We start from the raw sequence: 15,905 nt of genomic DNA on the forward strand, positions 1-15,905 counted from the left end.
GCGGTGCCTACCGGTCGGTAAACTGCGTGCCATGAGTGCTGAAACCGCCACGGCGCCGCAGAAGCTGTCGGGTGCCCTCGTCGAGTCGGTCAAGGGGTTCGTCGCCGATCACGGACGTTCCGCCACGGCCGTGCTCCAGCCGATCGGTCGCGCGGGTGTGCGAGTCACCCTGGTCGGCGCCGACGGTGTGCTCGGTGACCGAGTGGTCCCGGACCTGGAGACGGCCAAGGACCTGGTCGCCACGATCGACGGTCTCACCGAGGCCGACGACTGGGATCGTGAGCTCACCTCGATCGTCACCCCGCGCAAGGGCCACTGGGCCAAGATGGCGGGCTGGGTCGCCAAGCAGGCCCGTTTCCCCAAGGCGCGCAACGAGAAGTGATCGTTGCGTAGCCTGACGCTGCCCGGCCGGATCGGCGCGGTGCTGATCGCCGGGTGGACGGTGCTCGCCGCCGTGGCGATTCCGGCGGCCGCGCAGGCCCCGAACGCGTTGCGCGCCTGCACGCCCGGCGATTACCCGCCGTACTCGCTCAGGGACGACGCGGGGGAGCACCGCGGGGTGGACGTCGATCTCGCGCGCGGTTTCGCCGCGCTGCTCGACCGTCCGATCGAGTTCGTGCCCGTCACCTGGGCGACGCTGAAAACCGACTTCGCCGAACGGGACTGCGACCTCGCGGTCGGGGGCATCTCCGACCTGCCGTCGCGGCGCGCGTTCGCGGACTTCTCGATCACCTACGGCACCGACGGCAAGGCCCCGATCACCCATCGCGCGAACGGCGCGGCGTACTCGACCGTCGCGGAGATCAACCGTCCCGGCGTTCGCGTGATCGCCAATCGCGGTGGGACGAACGAGGATTTCGCGCGCAAGCACTTCCCCGACGCGCAACTCACCTTGTGGCCGGACAATCTGACGATTTTCGGCGAGATCGAGCAGGGCCGCGCCGACGTGTTCGTCACCGATTCGGTCGAGGGCCGCTACCGCGTCCGTCAGCATCCGGATCTGCAAGTGCTGCATCCCGAAGCGCCGTTCGACTCGTTCGGGAAAGTGCTGTTGGTGCGCAAGGACGATCCTGTCCTGGCGGCCTTGCTGGACGCGTACTTGACCACTCAGCTCGCGACGGGGGCCGTGGATCGGCTGTTCGACCAGTGGATCGGGCCGAACGCCCCCGTGGGCTGAGTTCGTGCGCTGACTATCCCGAGGCGACGCTGCCCTCCGAGCTGGAGCCGGCCGAGGTGTTCCGAGCGAGCCGCCACGCCGTCGGGGAAGCGCGCCCGAGTGCAGGCAACGGAGCGGGCTGGTGCGCGTCCGGGCGGGGTGGACAATGCCGACGGTCAGGCGTGGTTGTCGATTTCGGCAATGGGCGAGGGGCGGCATGCGGGGAGGGTGGCTGCGATGGCAAGTAGCTCGGGCCGGCCATCCAGGCCATGTGCGATGCTGGGCGGCGAAACGGGCGGACGGTGGCGAGAGTCGCCGAAACCGGTGGTCAGCTCGGAGCGGTCCCGTCCCGGCGTGGATGCTCGAGAAGCGCTTTCCAGGCCGCCTGCCACGGGAAGAGGGGCAGGCGCGCCTCCCCGGTGCCCCGCTCGTGCGGCTCGCCCTCGCCGATCACGATGGTGACGCCCCACTCGGACAGTTTGCGTATCCCCTCCTGGATCGCCGGAAAGCTGATCTGCGCGCGGTTCGAGTACGGCACACCGACGATCGGCAGGCCCTTGCCGAGCCCTTCGACCAGCAGACCGAGCAGAAGCGTATCCGAGATCCCCGCAGCCCATTTCGCGATCGAATTGCCGGTGAGCGGTGCGGCGATGATGCCGTCGGCGGGCGGCAGCACATCCGGCGTGCCGGGTTCCTTGTACTGGCTGCGCACGGGATAACCGGTCTGCGCTCGGAGCGCGTCGACGTCGATGAACCCGGTTCCCGACGGCGAGGCGATCACACACACCTCCCAGCCGTCGGCCTGTGCCAGGGCGATCAACTTGCCGACATCGCGTGCGGGGGGCGAACCGGTGACGAGGGCGTACAGCACGGGATTTCCGTTGGCGTCCACGTTTTCATGGTGCCACGCCGCCGGAGGGCGGCTCGAGCCCGGTCGAGTCCCGTCGAGCACCGCCACCGGCGTTCTCGGTACTCGGCCGATCTCTTCGATGGACCGATACGGCGCGGCAGGCGAATTTCCCTGGAGGAGCCGATTCGATCTCGACATCGACCGGCAGGCCCTCGGCAATCTTGGTGATGTTCAGATCGCCGCGAGCATTCGACAAGTGGAACCGGACGAGGGTGTTGGCGTCGTCGTCCGGTTCGATCACGCCGGTGCCGTTCTTCGGTTTCCAGCGTCACGCAGTACCGCTGTCCCTCGTCGCCCGCCGCCGGTCCGCCGAAGCCGGATGCGCAAGTCTTGCAATCTACTGTGGCGCAACGGATATGTTGCCCGGAGTCGCAGGTGTGTCAGGAGGGGACCGCGCCGATGCGTTTGGCGAGGCGGCCGAGGTCGCCGGTGGTGAGGTTGCGGTGGGCCGTGCGCATCATGTGGCCGACGAGTTCGCGGACGTGGGTCATGCCGCGCACTTGCTGTGGGGCGATGTGTTCGGCGCGCAGGAGGGCGTGCAGGGAGTTGCGGTAGTCGCGGCGCAGGGCGTGGGCGCGGCCGATCTCGACGAAGTACTGGGCTCGGCGGCCTTCGGCGGGGATGGTCTGCGGGTCGAGGGTGGGGGCGAGTTCGAGGACTTGGCCTGGTTCGCGTTTCTCCATTGCCGCTGACATGCGCCAGAGGATCACGTTCGCGGCATCGAACGTCGGATTTCGGAGAGTCGCGGTTTCCGGGGGAACCTCGTCGAGCCGGGTGACTTGCTGGCTCGCTTCGTTCAGGTGGTCGTCAGGGTCGCCGCCGAGCGCTGCGGTAACGAGCGCGGCCTGCAAGTGCAGCATGCCATAGGTTTCGATCTCGCCACGGCTTCGCACCTCCGGGCCGAGGCGCTCGGCAGCGTTCGTCGCGCCGTCGAGCGCGGCAGTCAATGAGCCGGGGCGGGACAGCAGGATCTGGCTTCGAGTGAAGGCTGCCGTAGCCGAACCCGAAGTGCCACCGATGTTCGCGGTTGCGTGCTCGATCTCTTGTGCTGCTGTCCAAGCCAACGCCGAGTACCCTCTGGCCTTCAAGGACGCGGCTGTCGTGTACGACGCCGCGGCGAGCACGTCCCACGCAGTATCGCGATCGGCTCCCGTCGCATCACGAGCGTGTCGATAGCAGTCGGTGAGTAGAGCAGGCAACAGCGGACCGAGTGCCGCGTAGTCGCACGCGCGTCGCAGATGCGCAGCATGACGTGCTGTCGCCGCGAGTTCGGTGAGGCTGCGGGGTGGTGCAGTCGGAGTGGTATCCCCCCGGGTCCAGAGCGCGGTTTCGATGGCGGGCACCGCGGCGTGGAACCCGGCCGACGACGGGTCGAACCGGTCGTCCTGATCGCCGGTCAGATCACCGACCGCGACGCCGAGCGCTTGGGCGAGGGCGTGCAGGGTCCGCCGCGAATCGATGGGGCGCTCACCGTTCTCGTATTTGGCGATCGCGCCCCGGCTTACGCCGACCCGATCGGCCAGCACTTGCTGCGAGATCCCGCGGCGCGCGCGAATGGCACGCACCTGTCGGCCGATGTACCGGCCCTCGTCGTTCCCCTGATCCTCGCTCATCGGCTCTCCCTCGCCGGATGCTGATCGAAACCCCATGCTAGACGCGCCGCCAGGTGTCCCGCACCGGGACAACGCGGGTTCGGCAGCCCGCCAAGCTGTCGCGAGCACTCGCCCTCGGGACGGGCACGTCGGTGCGCGCGACAACGGTCGCGCGACAGGCGCGGGTGCTCACAACGCGATGAGCAGGGGAAGGCAAAACGTGATGCGGGGAGTGGCAGTCGATTTCGCGTGGAACGACACGTTCGTGAAGCGGCACGGTGACGCGATCGCGACGGTGGCGATCGGTGATCGAAATGAGCTCGGTGCCATTCGCGCGGTGTCGGCGTCCGCGCCCGGCTCCACGCTATCCCTACCGGATCACCTGTCTCGCAACGGTTTCCGGGCGCGAGTCGTCCAGTGCCACGCACATCGACTTCGCCGTCGCCGTCCGCGAGTCGCCGATCGCAGCCAACCGCGCCTCGACATGGTGGCGTCGCGACCGCTGCGCGGACGTGAGCGGCGCACGGTGGCCGCGCACCGGCTCGATCGTCCCGGCACGGTACGGGAGGGCACGCGGTGAGCGACCCGTGCCACCCGTCGGCCGACACCCCGGCCAGCCGGTGCCGTTTCTACCGACAGTGCGGGCTTCCGGCGGCCGTGCAACCGGAACTCGGCCGCATCATCGTGCCCGCGGGCCGAGTCGGCGCGATCACCATGCCCGCTCGGCTCGGCCAGGAGGTGAAGGCGCTGTTGCAGCTCCGGCGGTCCGCGCTCGGGCCGATCATCTCGCATCCTCGCTCGAAGCGCTGGACCTATCTGGTACGGCCGGACCTGCCCGACGAAGTCGCCTTGTTCGCCGAGCTGTTCCGGCTGGACGTGTCGGTCGCGCGCCGCGGTGCGCAGATCGCCCTGCCGTCGCCCGCCGACCGGTCGCCGTGCTTCCGCGTGTGGGTGGAACCGCCGCGCGATACGTTCCGGCCGTCGGGTTCGGTCGTCGTCGCGGCGATCCGGGTACGCGCGGGACGCCGGTGGTGACCGGGCCGCAGCAGCGGTCGCCGCGCCCGGAAGAGCCCGATGTCCATGTCTCGGTCCAATTCCACGACGTGCGCCTGAGCTTCGCGGCCTGTGCGAGCGCTGCCGCACTTTTCGTCCAGGAGTGGCGCTCCCGCCACTATGCGGACGCGGCCACGGTGCTCCCGGACGATCCGACGGGCCTGCCCCGCCTGCCGAACGAGCGGTTGTTCCTCGACCCGTGAGCAGTGGGTCAGCCGGGGAGTGGACGCGGCCGCGTCTCCGAGCGCCGAGACGGGCTTGACGGGAAGTCGCGCTGCCCGTGCAACCGGAACCCGGCCGCATCGTCGTGCCGCTCGGCTGGGCCAGGATGGGAAGGCGCTGACGCAGGTCCGGCGGTCCGCGTCCGGTTCCCGTCCTGGCCCAACTCGTCGCGTCACCCTGCTTATGGGCGGTCCCGGTTGGGCTGTTTCTCAGCGCTACGTTCACTGGGCCAACGGGGGCGGCGGGCGTGCTCGCGGTGCTTCCGGCGTTCTCGGGGCGCTGCCTGGCGTCCGATCTGTCGCCCTGTCCGAGCTTCTGGGTGGTCTCGCCATCCCTGTCGCGCTGTTTCTCAGCGATACGCTCACTGGGCCGACGGGCGCGGTGCTTCCGGTGTTCTCGGCGCTGCCCCGCGTCCGCACTGTCGGCCGGTCTTCCGTCGACCGCCCGGGTGTACTCGCAGACGGATCGTGGTCTCCAGGTCGAGCGCTGGCCCCGCCGCCCCTCCGAAGTCGAGGTTTGCCGGGCATACCCGGTGCCGTGCGACGTGCGAGCGGTGTACTAGGTGGTGCGGCGCGCGTTCTACTCATGGGAGTTTTCGCTGCCCGTTCCAGCCGGATGAGCGGGATACCAGTGGTCGAGCACGGCCTCGGCGCTGCCATTCCCGGCAGTTCGGACGAGCGGACGGCGACCGAACCCGAGTCGAGCGCGGGACGCCGGGCGCGAGCGTCCGCTGAGCAATCCATCGGGAGGCGTTTGCGCTGATGCCGCGACACCCGCGCGCGGAGCGATACCCTTGAGCAGGGTAATTCGACGTCAAGGAGCTGATGTGGAACACCTGCGAGGCAAGGACGCATCGTGTGTAGCCGCCGGCTGACCCGCAACGGCTGACTCCGAGCTACCGATGCGCGAACCGATCGATCTCGCCGATTCGGCGGAACGGACCCGTGCGGCGCTCGCCGCCGCCGTGGCGCGATTCTCCGAGGCTTGGGCGTCGGGATTCCCGCCCGATCTGTCCTCCTATCTGCCCCGCGAACCGGCCGATCGGCACACGATGCTGATCGAATTGATCAAGGTGGACCTCGAGTTCCGCTGGCTTCGCTACCACTTCCCCAAACGGCTGATCGACTACCGCGCGGAATTCCCCGAGCTGCGCAGCGCTCCGTTCCCGGCCGATCTGGTCTACGAGGAATTCCACGCCATGCGCCGTGGCGGCCACGGCGACGCCGCCGATTCGGACGGTACCGCCACCGCGACGGCGGCCGATCCGGATCTCGACCGGATCACCAGCGACTACCGCAGCACGATGATCGCTCGTCCCAGCGCCCAGGTCGCGCTGGAGGCCATCGACGTCGGCGATCGAGTCGACGATTTCGACCTTCTGATGCGCATCGGGGTCGGCGCCTTCGCTCAGGTGTACCTCGCGCGGCAGCAGTCGATGCAGCGGCTGGTGGCGGTCAAGATCTCGCACAACCACGGCAACGAGCCGCAGACGCTCGCCCAGCTCGACCACGAATACATCGTGCGCATCTTCGACCAGCGACTCATCGCCGACGGCGAGCTGAAGCTGCTCTACATGCAGTACCTGCCCGGCGGAACACTGCTCGACGTGCTGCGTTTGTCGCGCACAGCGCCGCAGGAGCGGCGCGGCGGGCAACTGCTGCTCGACGCCATCGACCAGGTGCTCGCCGACAAAGGCGAGGTGCGGCCGACGGAATCGGCGGTCCGGCTCCGGATCGCGGGCCTGACCTGGCCGGAGACGGTGGTGTGGCTGGGGCGCAGGCTCGCGGACGCGCTGCAGCACGCGTCCGAGCGAGGGGTGCTGCATCGCGACATCAAACCCGCGAACGTGCTGCTGAGCGCGGAGGGGATTCCGAAGCTGGCCGACTTCAACGTCAGCTTCAGCAAACGCGTCCGGGGCACCAGCCCCCTGGCGTACTTCGGCGGATCGCTGGCGTACATGTCGCCCGAGCAGCTCGAAGCCTGCCATCCCGACCTGCCCGTGACCGCCGCGGACCTGGACACGCGAAGCGACATCTTCGCGCTGGCCGTCATGCTGTGGGAGTTGCTCACCGGACGACGTCCCTTCGCGGACGAGACCTCGGCGGGCGATTCGCAGACGTCGCTGGCGCGCATGATCGAACTGCGGCGCAAACCCGTCGATCCGGCGTTCCTGTCGCAGCTGCCGCCGGATTGCCCGATGGCGTTGCGCCGCGTGCTGCTGAAGTGCCTGTCGCCCGACCGCGCGGACCGCTACTCGTCCGGCTCCGAACTGGCGCAGCAACTGGACCTGTGCCTGGAGCAGCGCGCCCGCGATCTCGTCTATCCGGCCCCCGGCAGCTGGCGCGCCCGGCTCGCGCGCAGGCCCACTCCCGTCCTGTGGTTGTCCTCGCTGGTCGGCGTCGGCCTGGCGACGATCTATATGGCGGTGCACGTGCAGGAACTGATCAGAGAGCGCCTGCCCGATCACACGAACTGGCAGCTCAACATGGGCGTGTTCGTCTTCGTGCTGGTCGCGGGGCCGCTGTCCATCGTCATCTACGCGTTGATGTCGCGTGATCTACTGGCGGTTCCGCGCGGCTTACGCGCGGGCAGACGCTACGACGACGCACTGCTCGCGCGGGTGCGGTCGCGAACCCTGTTCTGGGGAGACATGTGTGCGTTGAACACCTTCCAGACCGGGATCACGGCCACGGTGACCGGAGTGTTCCTGTGCCTGTGGCTCACCGACCTCCCGGCGCGGCTGGTGGTCCACGCGGCGACGACCGTTCTGATGGCGGCGGTGATCTCCGTCGCCTACACGTTCTTCCTGTCGACGTTCTACATCGTCCGGTGTGTCTATCCGGTCTATCTGCGCTACAGCCGCACGACGGCGCACGACTCCGGCGTCATCCGCACGTTGCGCCGCAGAACCACGGTTTATCTCGCGGTCACGGCGTCGGTGCCGCTGGTCGGCGTGCTGGCCGGTTTCAGCCTGCTGGAACCCGAGGAACTTCCGCTGGTGCGCGATTCGGTGCTGGGCTTGTGCGCGGTCGGCGGACTCGCGTTCGTCGCCGTGTACTGGCTGTTCCGGACGCTCGACGCGGACTTGCGGGCGCTTCAGCGGGTGGTCGGGAGGGCTCCGGAGAGCGTGCGCTGATCTGCGCCCCGGCCCGCGACCAAGAGAGGCATGCGCCGGCGCGCCCGACGAGCGACCGATCCCGCGAGCGGGCTCAGTGGCGAGATTCAGGTGTCGCGGCGCCGATCGCGCCGGTGCTCGCCGCCCCAGCGCACCAGCCCGGTCGCGACCGCGAGATAGAGGATGACGGCGGCGATCACCATGACGCCGTAATCCGACGTCCACGCGGGAATCCTCGACAAGGCGGCGAGCACGGCTACCACCATCGTCAAGCCCAGGACCTCCGCGACCGGTCCGAGGGGCGCGAGGCGCACGTCGTGGCCTTCGACCAGCGGCGTGCGGAGCAATGGCCCGTCGCCGGCGTCCGCTGTCCTACTGTCCACGGCAGATCACCACCGGGCTCGCCGCATGATGCAGCAGGTTCTGGCTCGTCGAGCCGAGCAGGAGTCCGGTCAGGCGGTTCTGCCCACGACTGCCGGTGACCACCAGCTGCGCCTTTTCGGCATGCTCGAGCAGTGCCTGGGCGGGCGTGGCTTTTTCGACCACTTTGGTGACGGTGACGTCCGGGTACTTCTCGCACCATCCGGCCAGCCGCTCGGACAGCAGCTGCTCCTCTTGCTGGGCCAGCGCGCTCCACGTGTCGGGCACCGGGGTCCATTGCAGCAGGTCCGGGTCGTTCCACGCGTGCAAGGCGGTCACTTCGACGCCCAGCGCGGACGCCAGTTCGAACGCCTCGCCGACGGCGGCGGACCCACCCGGGCTGCCGTCCACGCCGACGAGCACCGGTCGCGTGTCCGGCCGCGGCTGGTCGAGCCTCCCGCGCCACACGGTCACCGGGCAGGCCGCCTTCTTCGCGACCGTGAGCGCGGTGGAGCCGAGCAGCAGCGTGGAGAGCCGGTCTCGGGATTTGGCCGCGACGACGACCATGCGCGCGTCCCCGCTGTGCGCGATCAGCTCGCGTGCGGGCTTGCCGTCCTCCACGACCTGGCGGATCTCCAGCTCCGGCTGCTCGGCGCGCACGGCCGCGCTCGCCTGCTCGACCTTCTGCTTCGCCACCGCTCGGAGTTCGGGTAGCAGCAGATCGGCCTCGGCCCGGGAGTAGGACGTCAGCTGGTAATCCGGCGCCGGAACGACACTCAGCAACACCACTGCGGCGTGCTGCCGGCTCGCGATGGCTCCGGCCCAGCGCGCTGCGCCCACAGCGGTCGGGCTGCCGTCGATTCCGACGATGATCGACCGACGGTCGGCTGGTGTGCTCATTTCATCTCCGATGGCCGCTGCGACAGGGTCGGCTCTCACCTTCGCAGCGACACCAGCGGCGGCACCGGGGTCGGTGGCCCCCGATGATGGGGACCTAAGACCTTCACCGGGCGGTGGAAGCCGGAGCCACCGAGCGAACCGGGCGATCGCCCGCAGGACCGTCGCGCCGATGGCCCGGCCGCCTGTGCCGGGCCGGTGCGGGTCAGGCGGCTCGGGTCGCCGGGTCGGGCTTCGGCGCGGCCACTCGTTCCCGGGTGCGCAGCGATGCCCACAGCGCGGCGGTGGCGGCGGTGCACGCCGCGGCACCGCCGACATGCACGACGACCAGCGTCGCGGGCACGTCGGTGAAGTACTGCACGACGCCGACCAGCCCTTGCGCGCACACCAGGCCGAGCAGCACGAACAAGCGGGTGCGCACGGCGGGTGCGATGCCGACCGCGAACAGGCCGAAGGCCAGGCCGATCAGCAGTGCGAGGTAGCCGACCAGCAGCTGGGAGTGCAGATGCACCAAGGTGACGATCTCGACCTGCAACCGCTCCACGGGGCGTTCGATGCTCTTGTCGCCCGCGTGCGGTCCTGCGGCGGTCACCAACGTGCCCGCGATCAGGACGGCGGCGAGCGCGACACCGGCCAGCGCGGTGAGCCAGCGCAGCGGCGCGGGAGCCTGCACGGTGTCGATACCGTCGTCGGGTTCGCCGATCTTCGCGTACAGCACCACCGCGAGCCACACCATCACCATGGACGCCAGCAGGTGCGTCGAGACGGTCCACCACAGCAGCCCGGTGCGCACCGTGATGCCGCCGATGATCGCCTGCACGACGGTGCCGCCCGGCATCAGCCACGCGTACACCAGCACCTCGCGGCGGCGGCGCGCGCGAGTCACGGCCAGCACGATCGCGGCCGCACACAGCGTGACCACGAACGTGAGCAGCCGGTTGGAGAACTCCACCGCCTGATGGATCGCCGGGACCTCCGACACCGCGACCGGCGTGAAGCTGCCGGGGAAGCACTGCGGCCAGGTGGGGCAGCCGAGACCGGACGCGGTGACCCGCACGACGGCGCCGGTCACCGAGATGCCCGCCTGGGAGAGGATGACCGCGAGCGCGATCAGGCGCTGCACTCGCGACGAGGGCAGCGGCAGCTTGTCGACGAGTCGCAAGAACGCGCGATACAGCACGTCGAAAATGGTAGCCGGGCCCGATCCGGCCGCCGCACCCGGTCTACTACATTTCGTCGTTGCGGCTCAGTGGAAGCGGAAGAGGCGAGTGGCCGCGACGCCCGCCACCGCGCCCCAGACCGCGAGCACGATGATCCCGAACCAGTCGACGCTGGTGTGCATCGCGCTTTCCAGCGCTTCCGCCAGCGCCCCCGACGGCACCAGGCGGGCCGGCACGCTCACCGCCGTGGGCAGGTCCTCGGAGGCGAACACGATGCTGGCGACGCCGAGCATGACGAACCACAGGATGTTCGCCAGCGCGAGCACCACTTCGGCTTTGAGTGTGCCGCCCAGCAGCAGGCCCATGGCCGCGAACGTCGCGGTGCCGAGCGCGATCACCGCCGCGCCCAGCAGCAGGCCGAGGGGTTCGGGCCGCCAGCCCAGCGCGAAGCCGATGAGACCGAGCAGCACCGCTTGCAGCACGACCACGATGAGCACGGCCGCGCTCTTGCCCGCGATGACGCCCCAGCGCGGCAGCGCCGTCGCGCCGAGGCGCTTGAGCGCGCCGTAGCGCCGGTCGAAGCCGACCGCGATGGCCTGACCGGTGAACGCGGTGGACATGACCGCCACCATCATCACCGCGGGCACGATCTTGTCCACCCGGTGCGTGCCGAGGTCGCCGAACGGCAGCAGGCTCAGGCCGACCAGCAGGGTGATCGGGATGAACATGGTCAGCAGGAGTTGTTCGCCGTTGCGCAGCAACAGGATCAGCTCGAGCCTGGTCTGCGCGAGCAGCATCGCGGCGCGGCCGCTCGGGCGCGGGGCGGGGGCGAAGGTGCCCGGCGCGAAGCGGTTGGCGGTCCGGTCGTGCTCGCTCATCCGCGCAGGTCCCGTCCGGTCAGGTCGAGGAAGACGTCCTCGAGGCGGCGCTGGTCGATCCGGATGTCGGTGGCCAGCACGTTCATGCGCGCGCACCACGCGGTGACGGTCGCGAGCACTTGCGGATTGATCTCGCCTTCCACCAGATAGGTGCCCGGGGTGGTCTCCCGGGGCGCGAACCCTTCGGGCAGGGCGTTGGCCAGCAGTTCCAGGTTCAGTTTCGGCGGCGCGCAGAAGCGCAGCTGCCCGGCCGCGCCGTGCGCGGTGACCTCCGCCGGGGTGCCGGAGGCGACGATACGGCCGTGGTCGATGATCACCAGCTGGTCGGCGAGTTGTTCGGCCTCGTCCATCATGTGCGTGGTCAGCACCACGGTCACCCCGTCGCGGCGCAGCGCGTCGATCAGCTCCCACACGATCAACCGGGCCTGGGCGTCCAGCCCCGCGGTGGGCTCGTCGAGGAACACGATCTCCGGCTTGCCCACCAGCGCGCAGGCCAGGGCGAGTCGCTGCTGCTGGCCGCCGGAGAGGCGGCGGTAGGGGGTGCGGCGGTTGTCCTGGAGGCCGAGGGTGCGCAGCAGCCAGTCGGGGTCGAGCGGTTCCGCCGAGTACGCGGCCACCAGGTCGAGCATCTCGCCCGCACGCGCACCGGGATACGCGCCCCCGCCTTGCAGCATGACGCCGATGCGGGGCCGCAGCCGTTCGGAATCGGCGATGGGATCGAGGCCGAGCACGCGCACCGTGCCCGCGTCCGGCGCGGCGAATCCCTCGCACATCTCCACCGTCGTGGTCTTGCCCGCGCCGTTGGGGCCGAGCAGCGCGAGCACCCGCGCCGGTTCCACCTCGAAGGTCAGGCCGTCCACGGCCGTGGTGTCGCCGTAACGCTTGACGACGCCGTCCACGCTGACGGCGGGTCCGGAGGGTGCGTTCACGATCTCACACCGTAGGAGGTGGGCACCTGTGACGGAGCCGACACCCCCGTCTGTCCGCGCCACGGCAGAGAATTGCGCGTGATCACGATGAACAGCACTCCGACGATCACGGTGGCGATCGCGGCGCCCACGATCTGGAACACTTCCAGATCGGCGCCGCGCGGCATCAGGATCACGCTCACGATCGCCGAGAACGCCACCGCCGGAACGCGGAACACCGGCCGCGTCGCCCACGCCGCCATCGGCACGATCGCCCACAGCAGATACCACGGCTGCACCACCGGGAACAGCAGCACGATCGCGCCCAGCGCCACGCCGAGCGCGCCCACCGGATGCAGCCGCCCGGTGCCGGTGGCGACCAGCATGCGCACCGTGAAGAAGGCCGCGACCAGCGCGGCGATCGGGCGGGTGATGCTCAGCAGCGCGGTGGTGTGATCGCCGAGCCCGAGCAGCACGCCGCCGAATCCGGTGATGATGCCCAGCACCGTCGGCAGCGACATCCAGCTGCGCACCACGCTCGCGGTGTTGAGCGTGTAGATCCAGCCGAAGCCGAGGCCGCTCACCGAGCTGATGAAAAGCGTTGTGCCGATGGCTATCGCGCCGAGCATGGCGGCGGCGACGGCGACCGTGCGCAGCGACGCCCCCCACCTGCGGGCCAGCGCCATGCCGACGAAACCGAGCGCGATGATCGAGGTGAACTTGATCGACGACGACAGCGTGATGATGATCGCGCCGCCGATCAGCCACGCGTAGGCGCGGCCGTCGAACGGGTGGGTGTCCTCGATGGCCCGCAGGCAGAACTCCAGGCCCGCGAGCATCAGGCCGAGCATGAGCGCGTCGTTGTGCACGCCGCCGACCAGGTGGAACAGCACCAGCGGGTTGGCCGCGCCGAGCCACAGCGCGCTCACCGGCGCGACGCCGCAGCGCACCGACAGCCGGGGCAGCGCCCAGACGATCAATGCCACGCCGCCGAGCGCGAGGATGCGGTGCACCCACACGCCCGCGATGATGTTGTCGCCGGTGAGCTCGGCGATGCCACGGCCGATCCAGAGGAACAGCGGACCGTAAGGCGCGGGAGTGTCGCGCCAGATGGTCGGGACGTTGTTGGTGAGAACGTTGTCGATCCCGAGCCCGGCGACCGGGCCTTCCTCGTAGGGGTCGATGCCGCGCGCGGCGATCTCGCTCTGCGCCAGATAGGAATAGACGTCGTTGCTGAACAGCGGGGGAGCGACGCTGAGCGGGATCAGCCACAGCAGCAGCGTGCGATCGAGCTGCGAGCGGGTCAGCCGGTGGACGGGGGAGCCGCCGATGCCGCCCACCGCGAACCGGCCCAGCAGCAGCCAGGCCAGGACGACCACGACGGTGCCGGTCATGCACATGGCCAGCGAGCCGGTGTGGGCACGAGCGAAGATGCCGAGCACGCGCACGCCGGACGTGGGGTTCTGGTGCACCGGCTGCGCGCCGATGCCCAGCGCGCTGATCGCCATCAGCACCGTGCCGGTCGCGCCCATCAGGCGGATCCGGTCGAGCTGCGCCAGCTCCTTGCGATCGAGACCGGGGACTTCCGACTCGTCGCGGTGCAGCACCGCGATCGTGTGATCGGCCGCGGGCACGTCGAGTCCGAGTGCCCGGCGCCCGAACGCCAGTGTCCTGCGCCGCGCGCCGTCCAGTACCGCCACGCAACGAAGCCTAGTTGCACTGCGCGCCGACGACGGTGACGGCGGGTCTGGGTGCCAGGGACTCTCGCGCGGCGCATCCCGCACTGCGAACGGACCCGGTCGTTTCGCCCGGACCCGCCCGGCTCAGGCGGCACAATCGACGCATGGTTTCGGAGTCCAGGCGGCGGATCGAGGTGGCCGCCTCCGGGCTGCTGGCGCGGCACGGGTATCACGGGTTCGGTCTGAAGGCTTTGAGCGAGGCGGCCGAACTGCCGTACGGCTCGATCTACCACCATTTTCCCGGCGGCAAGGAGGAGATCGCGGTCGCGGCGATCACCGGGACCGGCGTGCTGACCGGCCGGATGATCCGGCAGGCGCCGACCGACGTGTTCGCCACCTTGGCCACGCTGTTCGAATTCATGGCAGGCAAGCTCGCGGACTCGCAGTGGACCGACGGATGTCCGGTCGGCACGCCTGCGCTGGACGGCGGCAGCGATGTGGCGGCGGTGCGCTCGGCGTGCGTGCGCGCCTTCGACACGATGGAGCAGGCGTTCGCCGGTCTGCTCGCCGAACTCGGCCTCGGCGGGGAAGACGCGGCCGAACTGGCCGCCACGGTGGTCGCCGCCTACGAGGGCGCCACCATCCTGGCCCGGATCCGCCAATCGGACGCACCCTTGCGCACGGTGGCGAAGTCCATGGAGCGGCTGATCCGGACGACCTTCGCGGCGGCGGGGATCGGCGCTGTCGCGGCGCGGGACGGTGCCGTCGACACCCAGGCCGGGGCGGCGCCCTCATCCGGAAAATTTCCGGAAATCCCAGCGCAGCAACACGATGCGGCGGAAACCGTTGACTAGAAAGAACGTTCTAGCGACACTCGGACGATGAAGCGTCTGATGCTGACCGGCCCCGGTGCGATGCGCTGGGAAGAACACCCCGACCCCGTCCTGAGCGGGCCCGGCCAGGCGCTCGTGCGGCCGGTCGCGCTGGCCACCTGCGACATCGATCCGGCCGTCCTGCGCGGCGCGTTCCCGCTGCCGGGGCCGTATCCGTTCGGGCACGAGGGCGTCGCGGAAGTGGTCGAGGCGGGGCCGGAGGTACGCGAGGTCGCGGTGGGCGACTTGGTCGTGGTGCCGTTCCAGATCTCGTGCGGCGCGTGCCGGGCCTGCCTGCGCGGGCGGACCGGGAACTGCACGAGCCATCCGCGGTTGTCGAGTTTCGGTCTCGGCGCCATGGGCGGGCTGGACTGGGGCGGGTTGTGGGCCGACCTCGCGCTGGTGCCGCATGCCGACGCCATGCTGGTGCGCCTGCCGTCCGGTGTCGACCCGGTCGCGGTGGCCAGCGCCAGCGACAACATCCCCGACGCCTACCGCTCGGTGGGCCCGCAGCTGGCCGCCGATCCGGCCGCCGAAGTGCTGGTGATCGGCGGCCCCGCCGCGCCGTCGATCGGCCTGTACGCCGCCGGGCTCGCGGCCGCCCTCGGCTCGGCCCGCGTGGTCTATCTCGACGACTCGGTCCAGCGGCTGGAGATCGCCCGCTCGCTCGGCGCGGAGGCGACCGAAGGCCCGCGTGACGCGCGGGTCGGACGGTTCCCGATAGTGGTGGAGGCGGCGGGCGGGGCGAAGGCGCTGCGCGCGGCGATCGATGCGGCGGCGTACGACGGCTGGTGCACGAGCGTCAGCGTGCAATCGCAGGACGTCGCCCTGCCGATCCTGGACATGTACACCCGCTGCTGCACCTTCCACACCGGCCGCGCGCACGTGCGCCCGGTCATTCCCGAGGTGCTCGATCTGGTCGCGGCGGGTCGTTTCGATCCGTCCCTGGTCACGACGGTGACGGCAGCGTGGGACGAGGCGGTGGACGCGCTGCTGGAGACGCCGATGAAACTGGTCGCCGTGCGCTGAAACGCCTGTGACGAATCGCACTGCGGGTATTCGCGGCGCCCGAGACCGGTCGCGGTGAGCGGACCGTGTGCACC

General features: G+C 70.0%; 16 protein-coding genes. 7 read left to right on the forward strand and 9 right to left on the reverse strand.

Annotated features, from left to right (window positions below):
• The first annotated feature begins 31 nt into the window (after positions 1 to 31).
• Entirely contained in the window at positions 32 to 382 is a 351-nt protein-coding gene (locus ACWDMM_RS14300) for a hypothetical protein (RefSeq protein ID WP_449937714.1), read from the forward strand.
• 3 nt (positions 383 to 385) lie between these two features.
• Positions 386 to 1,177: a transporter substrate-binding domain-containing protein gene (locus ACWDMM_RS14305; RefSeq protein WP_449937717.1), complete on the forward strand. Its 792-nt coding sequence runs from the start codon at positions 386 to 388 to the stop codon at positions 1,175 to 1,177.
• Positions 1,178 to 1,484: 307 nt separating this feature from the next.
• Here the strand turns inward: ACWDMM_RS14305 and ACWDMM_RS14310 are convergent, their stop codons facing one another.
• The 3 genes from ACWDMM_RS14310 to ACWDMM_RS14320 all read right to left on the reverse strand — a co-directional run bounded on the left by ACWDMM_RS14310 (position 1,485) and on the right by ACWDMM_RS14320 (position 3,715).
• Complete coding sequence (locus tag ACWDMM_RS14310; protein ID WP_323123977.1) at positions 1,485 to 2,114, reverse strand: flavoprotein; 630 nt, start codon at positions 2,112 to 2,114, stop codon at positions 1,485 to 1,487.
• A complete protein-coding gene (locus tag ACWDMM_RS14315; RefSeq protein ID WP_449937720.1) occupies positions 2,053 to 2,307 on the reverse strand; it encodes a hypothetical protein in 255 nt (84 codons plus the stop codon). The genes ACWDMM_RS14310 and ACWDMM_RS14315 overlap by 62 nt, the downstream gene beginning before the upstream one ends.
• A gap of 139 nt (positions 2,308 to 2,446) precedes the next feature.
• On the reverse strand, positions 2,447 to 3,715 hold the full coding sequence (locus ACWDMM_RS14320) for a helix-turn-helix domain-containing protein (RefSeq protein WP_449937722.1): 1,269 nt from the start codon (positions 3,713 to 3,715) through the stop codon (positions 2,447 to 2,449).
• A gap of 519 nt (positions 3,716 to 4,234) precedes the next feature.
• Here ACWDMM_RS14320 and ACWDMM_RS14325 point away from each other — a divergent pair.
• From ACWDMM_RS14325 to ACWDMM_RS14335, 3 genes are all read left to right on the forward strand, one after another.
• Positions 4,235 to 4,693: a DNA-directed RNA polymerase subunit beta gene (locus ACWDMM_RS14325; RefSeq protein WP_358213623.1), complete on the forward strand. Its 459-nt coding sequence runs from the start codon at positions 4,235 to 4,237 to the stop codon at positions 4,691 to 4,693.
• The gene (locus ACWDMM_RS14330; RefSeq protein WP_449937725.1) at positions 4,690 to 4,914 is read left to right on the forward strand and encodes a hypothetical protein; all 225 of its coding nucleotides are present in this window, start codon (positions 4,690 to 4,692) and stop codon (positions 4,912 to 4,914) included. The genes ACWDMM_RS14325 and ACWDMM_RS14330 overlap by 4 nt, the downstream gene beginning before the upstream one ends.
• Before the next feature lie 920 nt (positions 4,915 to 5,834).
• Positions 5,835 to 8,069, forward strand: coding sequence for a serine/threonine-protein kinase (locus ACWDMM_RS14335; RefSeq protein ID WP_195080204.1), 2,235 nt, complete (start codon positions 5,835 to 5,837; stop codon positions 8,067 to 8,069).
• An 86-nt stretch (positions 8,070 to 8,155) separates the two neighbouring features.
• On the opposite strand, the gene ACWDMM_RS14340 is transcribed toward ACWDMM_RS14335, so the two are convergent.
• The 6 genes from ACWDMM_RS14340 to mptB form a co-directional block, all read right to left on the reverse strand.
• Entirely contained in the window at positions 8,156 to 8,431 is a 276-nt protein-coding gene (locus ACWDMM_RS14340; RefSeq protein ID WP_357207161.1) for a hypothetical protein, read from the reverse strand.
• Positions 8,421 to 9,308 (reverse strand): universal stress protein, encoded by an 888-nt coding sequence (locus ACWDMM_RS14345; protein ID WP_357207163.1) that lies wholly within the window; start codon positions 9,306 to 9,308, stop codon positions 8,421 to 8,423. Before ACWDMM_RS14345 ends, ACWDMM_RS14340 begins: the two co-directional genes overlap by 11 nt.
• A 202-nt stretch (positions 9,309 to 9,510) precedes the next feature.
• Complete coding sequence (locus ACWDMM_RS14350) at positions 9,511 to 10,485, reverse strand: COX15/CtaA family protein (protein ID WP_357207164.1); 975 nt, start codon at positions 10,483 to 10,485, stop codon at positions 9,511 to 9,513.
• Between the two features lie 66 nt (positions 10,486 to 10,551).
• A complete protein-coding gene (locus ACWDMM_RS14355) occupies positions 10,552 to 11,343 on the reverse strand; it encodes an ABC transporter permease (protein ID WP_195080200.1) in 792 nt (263 codons plus the stop codon).
• Positions 11,340 to 12,272, reverse strand: a complete 933-nt coding sequence (locus ACWDMM_RS14360) for an ABC transporter ATP-binding protein (RefSeq protein WP_195080199.1) — start codon at positions 12,270 to 12,272, stop codon at positions 11,340 to 11,342. Before ACWDMM_RS14360 ends, ACWDMM_RS14355 begins: the two co-directional genes overlap by 4 nt.
• Positions 12,269 to 13,951, reverse strand: coding sequence for a polyprenol phosphomannose-dependent alpha 1,6 mannosyltransferase MptB (gene mptB / locus ACWDMM_RS14365; RefSeq protein WP_195080198.1), 1,683 nt, complete (start codon positions 13,949 to 13,951; stop codon positions 12,269 to 12,271). The genes ACWDMM_RS14360 and mptB overlap by 4 nt, the downstream gene beginning before the upstream one ends.
• Before the next feature lie 143 nt (positions 13,952 to 14,094).
• On the opposite strand from mptB, the gene ACWDMM_RS14370 reads away from it, so the two are divergent.
• Positions 14,095 to 14,784, forward strand: coding sequence for a TetR/AcrR family transcriptional regulator (locus ACWDMM_RS14370; RefSeq protein ID WP_195080197.1), 690 nt, complete (start codon positions 14,095 to 14,097; stop codon positions 14,782 to 14,784).
• A gap of 27 nt (positions 14,785 to 14,811) precedes the next feature.
• Positions 14,812 to 15,831 carry a zinc-dependent alcohol dehydrogenase gene (locus ACWDMM_RS14375; RefSeq protein ID WP_449937732.1) on the forward strand — a complete coding sequence of 340 codons (1,020 nt, stop codon included), beginning with the start codon at positions 14,812 to 14,814 and terminating at the stop codon, positions 15,829 to 15,831.
• The last annotated feature ends 74 nt before the right edge of the window (positions 15,832 to 15,905 follow it).

This window comes from Nocardia sp. NPDC003726 (assembly GCF_053586955.1).

What these genes read in the sequence shown, in the direction of transcription:
- ACWDMM_RS14300 (WP_449937714.1), top strand. Translation starts at nt 32, where the DNA reads ATGAGTGCTGAAACCGCCACGGCGCCGCAGAAGCTGTCGGGTGCCCTC.
- ACWDMM_RS14320 (WP_449937722.1), bottom strand. Translation starts at nt 3,715, where the DNA reads ATGGGGTTTCGATCAGCATCCGGCGAGGGAGAGCCGATGAGCGAGGAT.
- ACWDMM_RS14335 (WP_195080204.1), top strand. Translation starts at nt 5,835, where the DNA reads ATGCGCGAACCGATCGATCTCGCCGATTCGGCGGAACGGACCCGTGCG.
- ACWDMM_RS14345 (WP_357207163.1), bottom strand. Translation starts at nt 9,308, where the DNA reads ATGAGCACACCAGCCGACCGTCGGTCGATCATCGTCGGAATCGACGGC.
- ACWDMM_RS14355 (WP_195080200.1), bottom strand. Translation starts at nt 11,343, where the DNA reads ATGAGCGAGCACGACCGGACCGCCAACCGCTTCGCGCCGGGCACCTTC.
- ACWDMM_RS14370 (WP_195080197.1), top strand. Translation starts at nt 14,095, where the DNA reads ATGGTTTCGGAGTCCAGGCGGCGGATCGAGGTGGCCGCCTCCGGGCTG.
- ACWDMM_RS14375 (WP_449937732.1), top strand. Translation starts at nt 14,812, where the DNA reads ATGAAGCGTCTGATGCTGACCGGCCCCGGTGCGATGCGCTGGGAAGAA.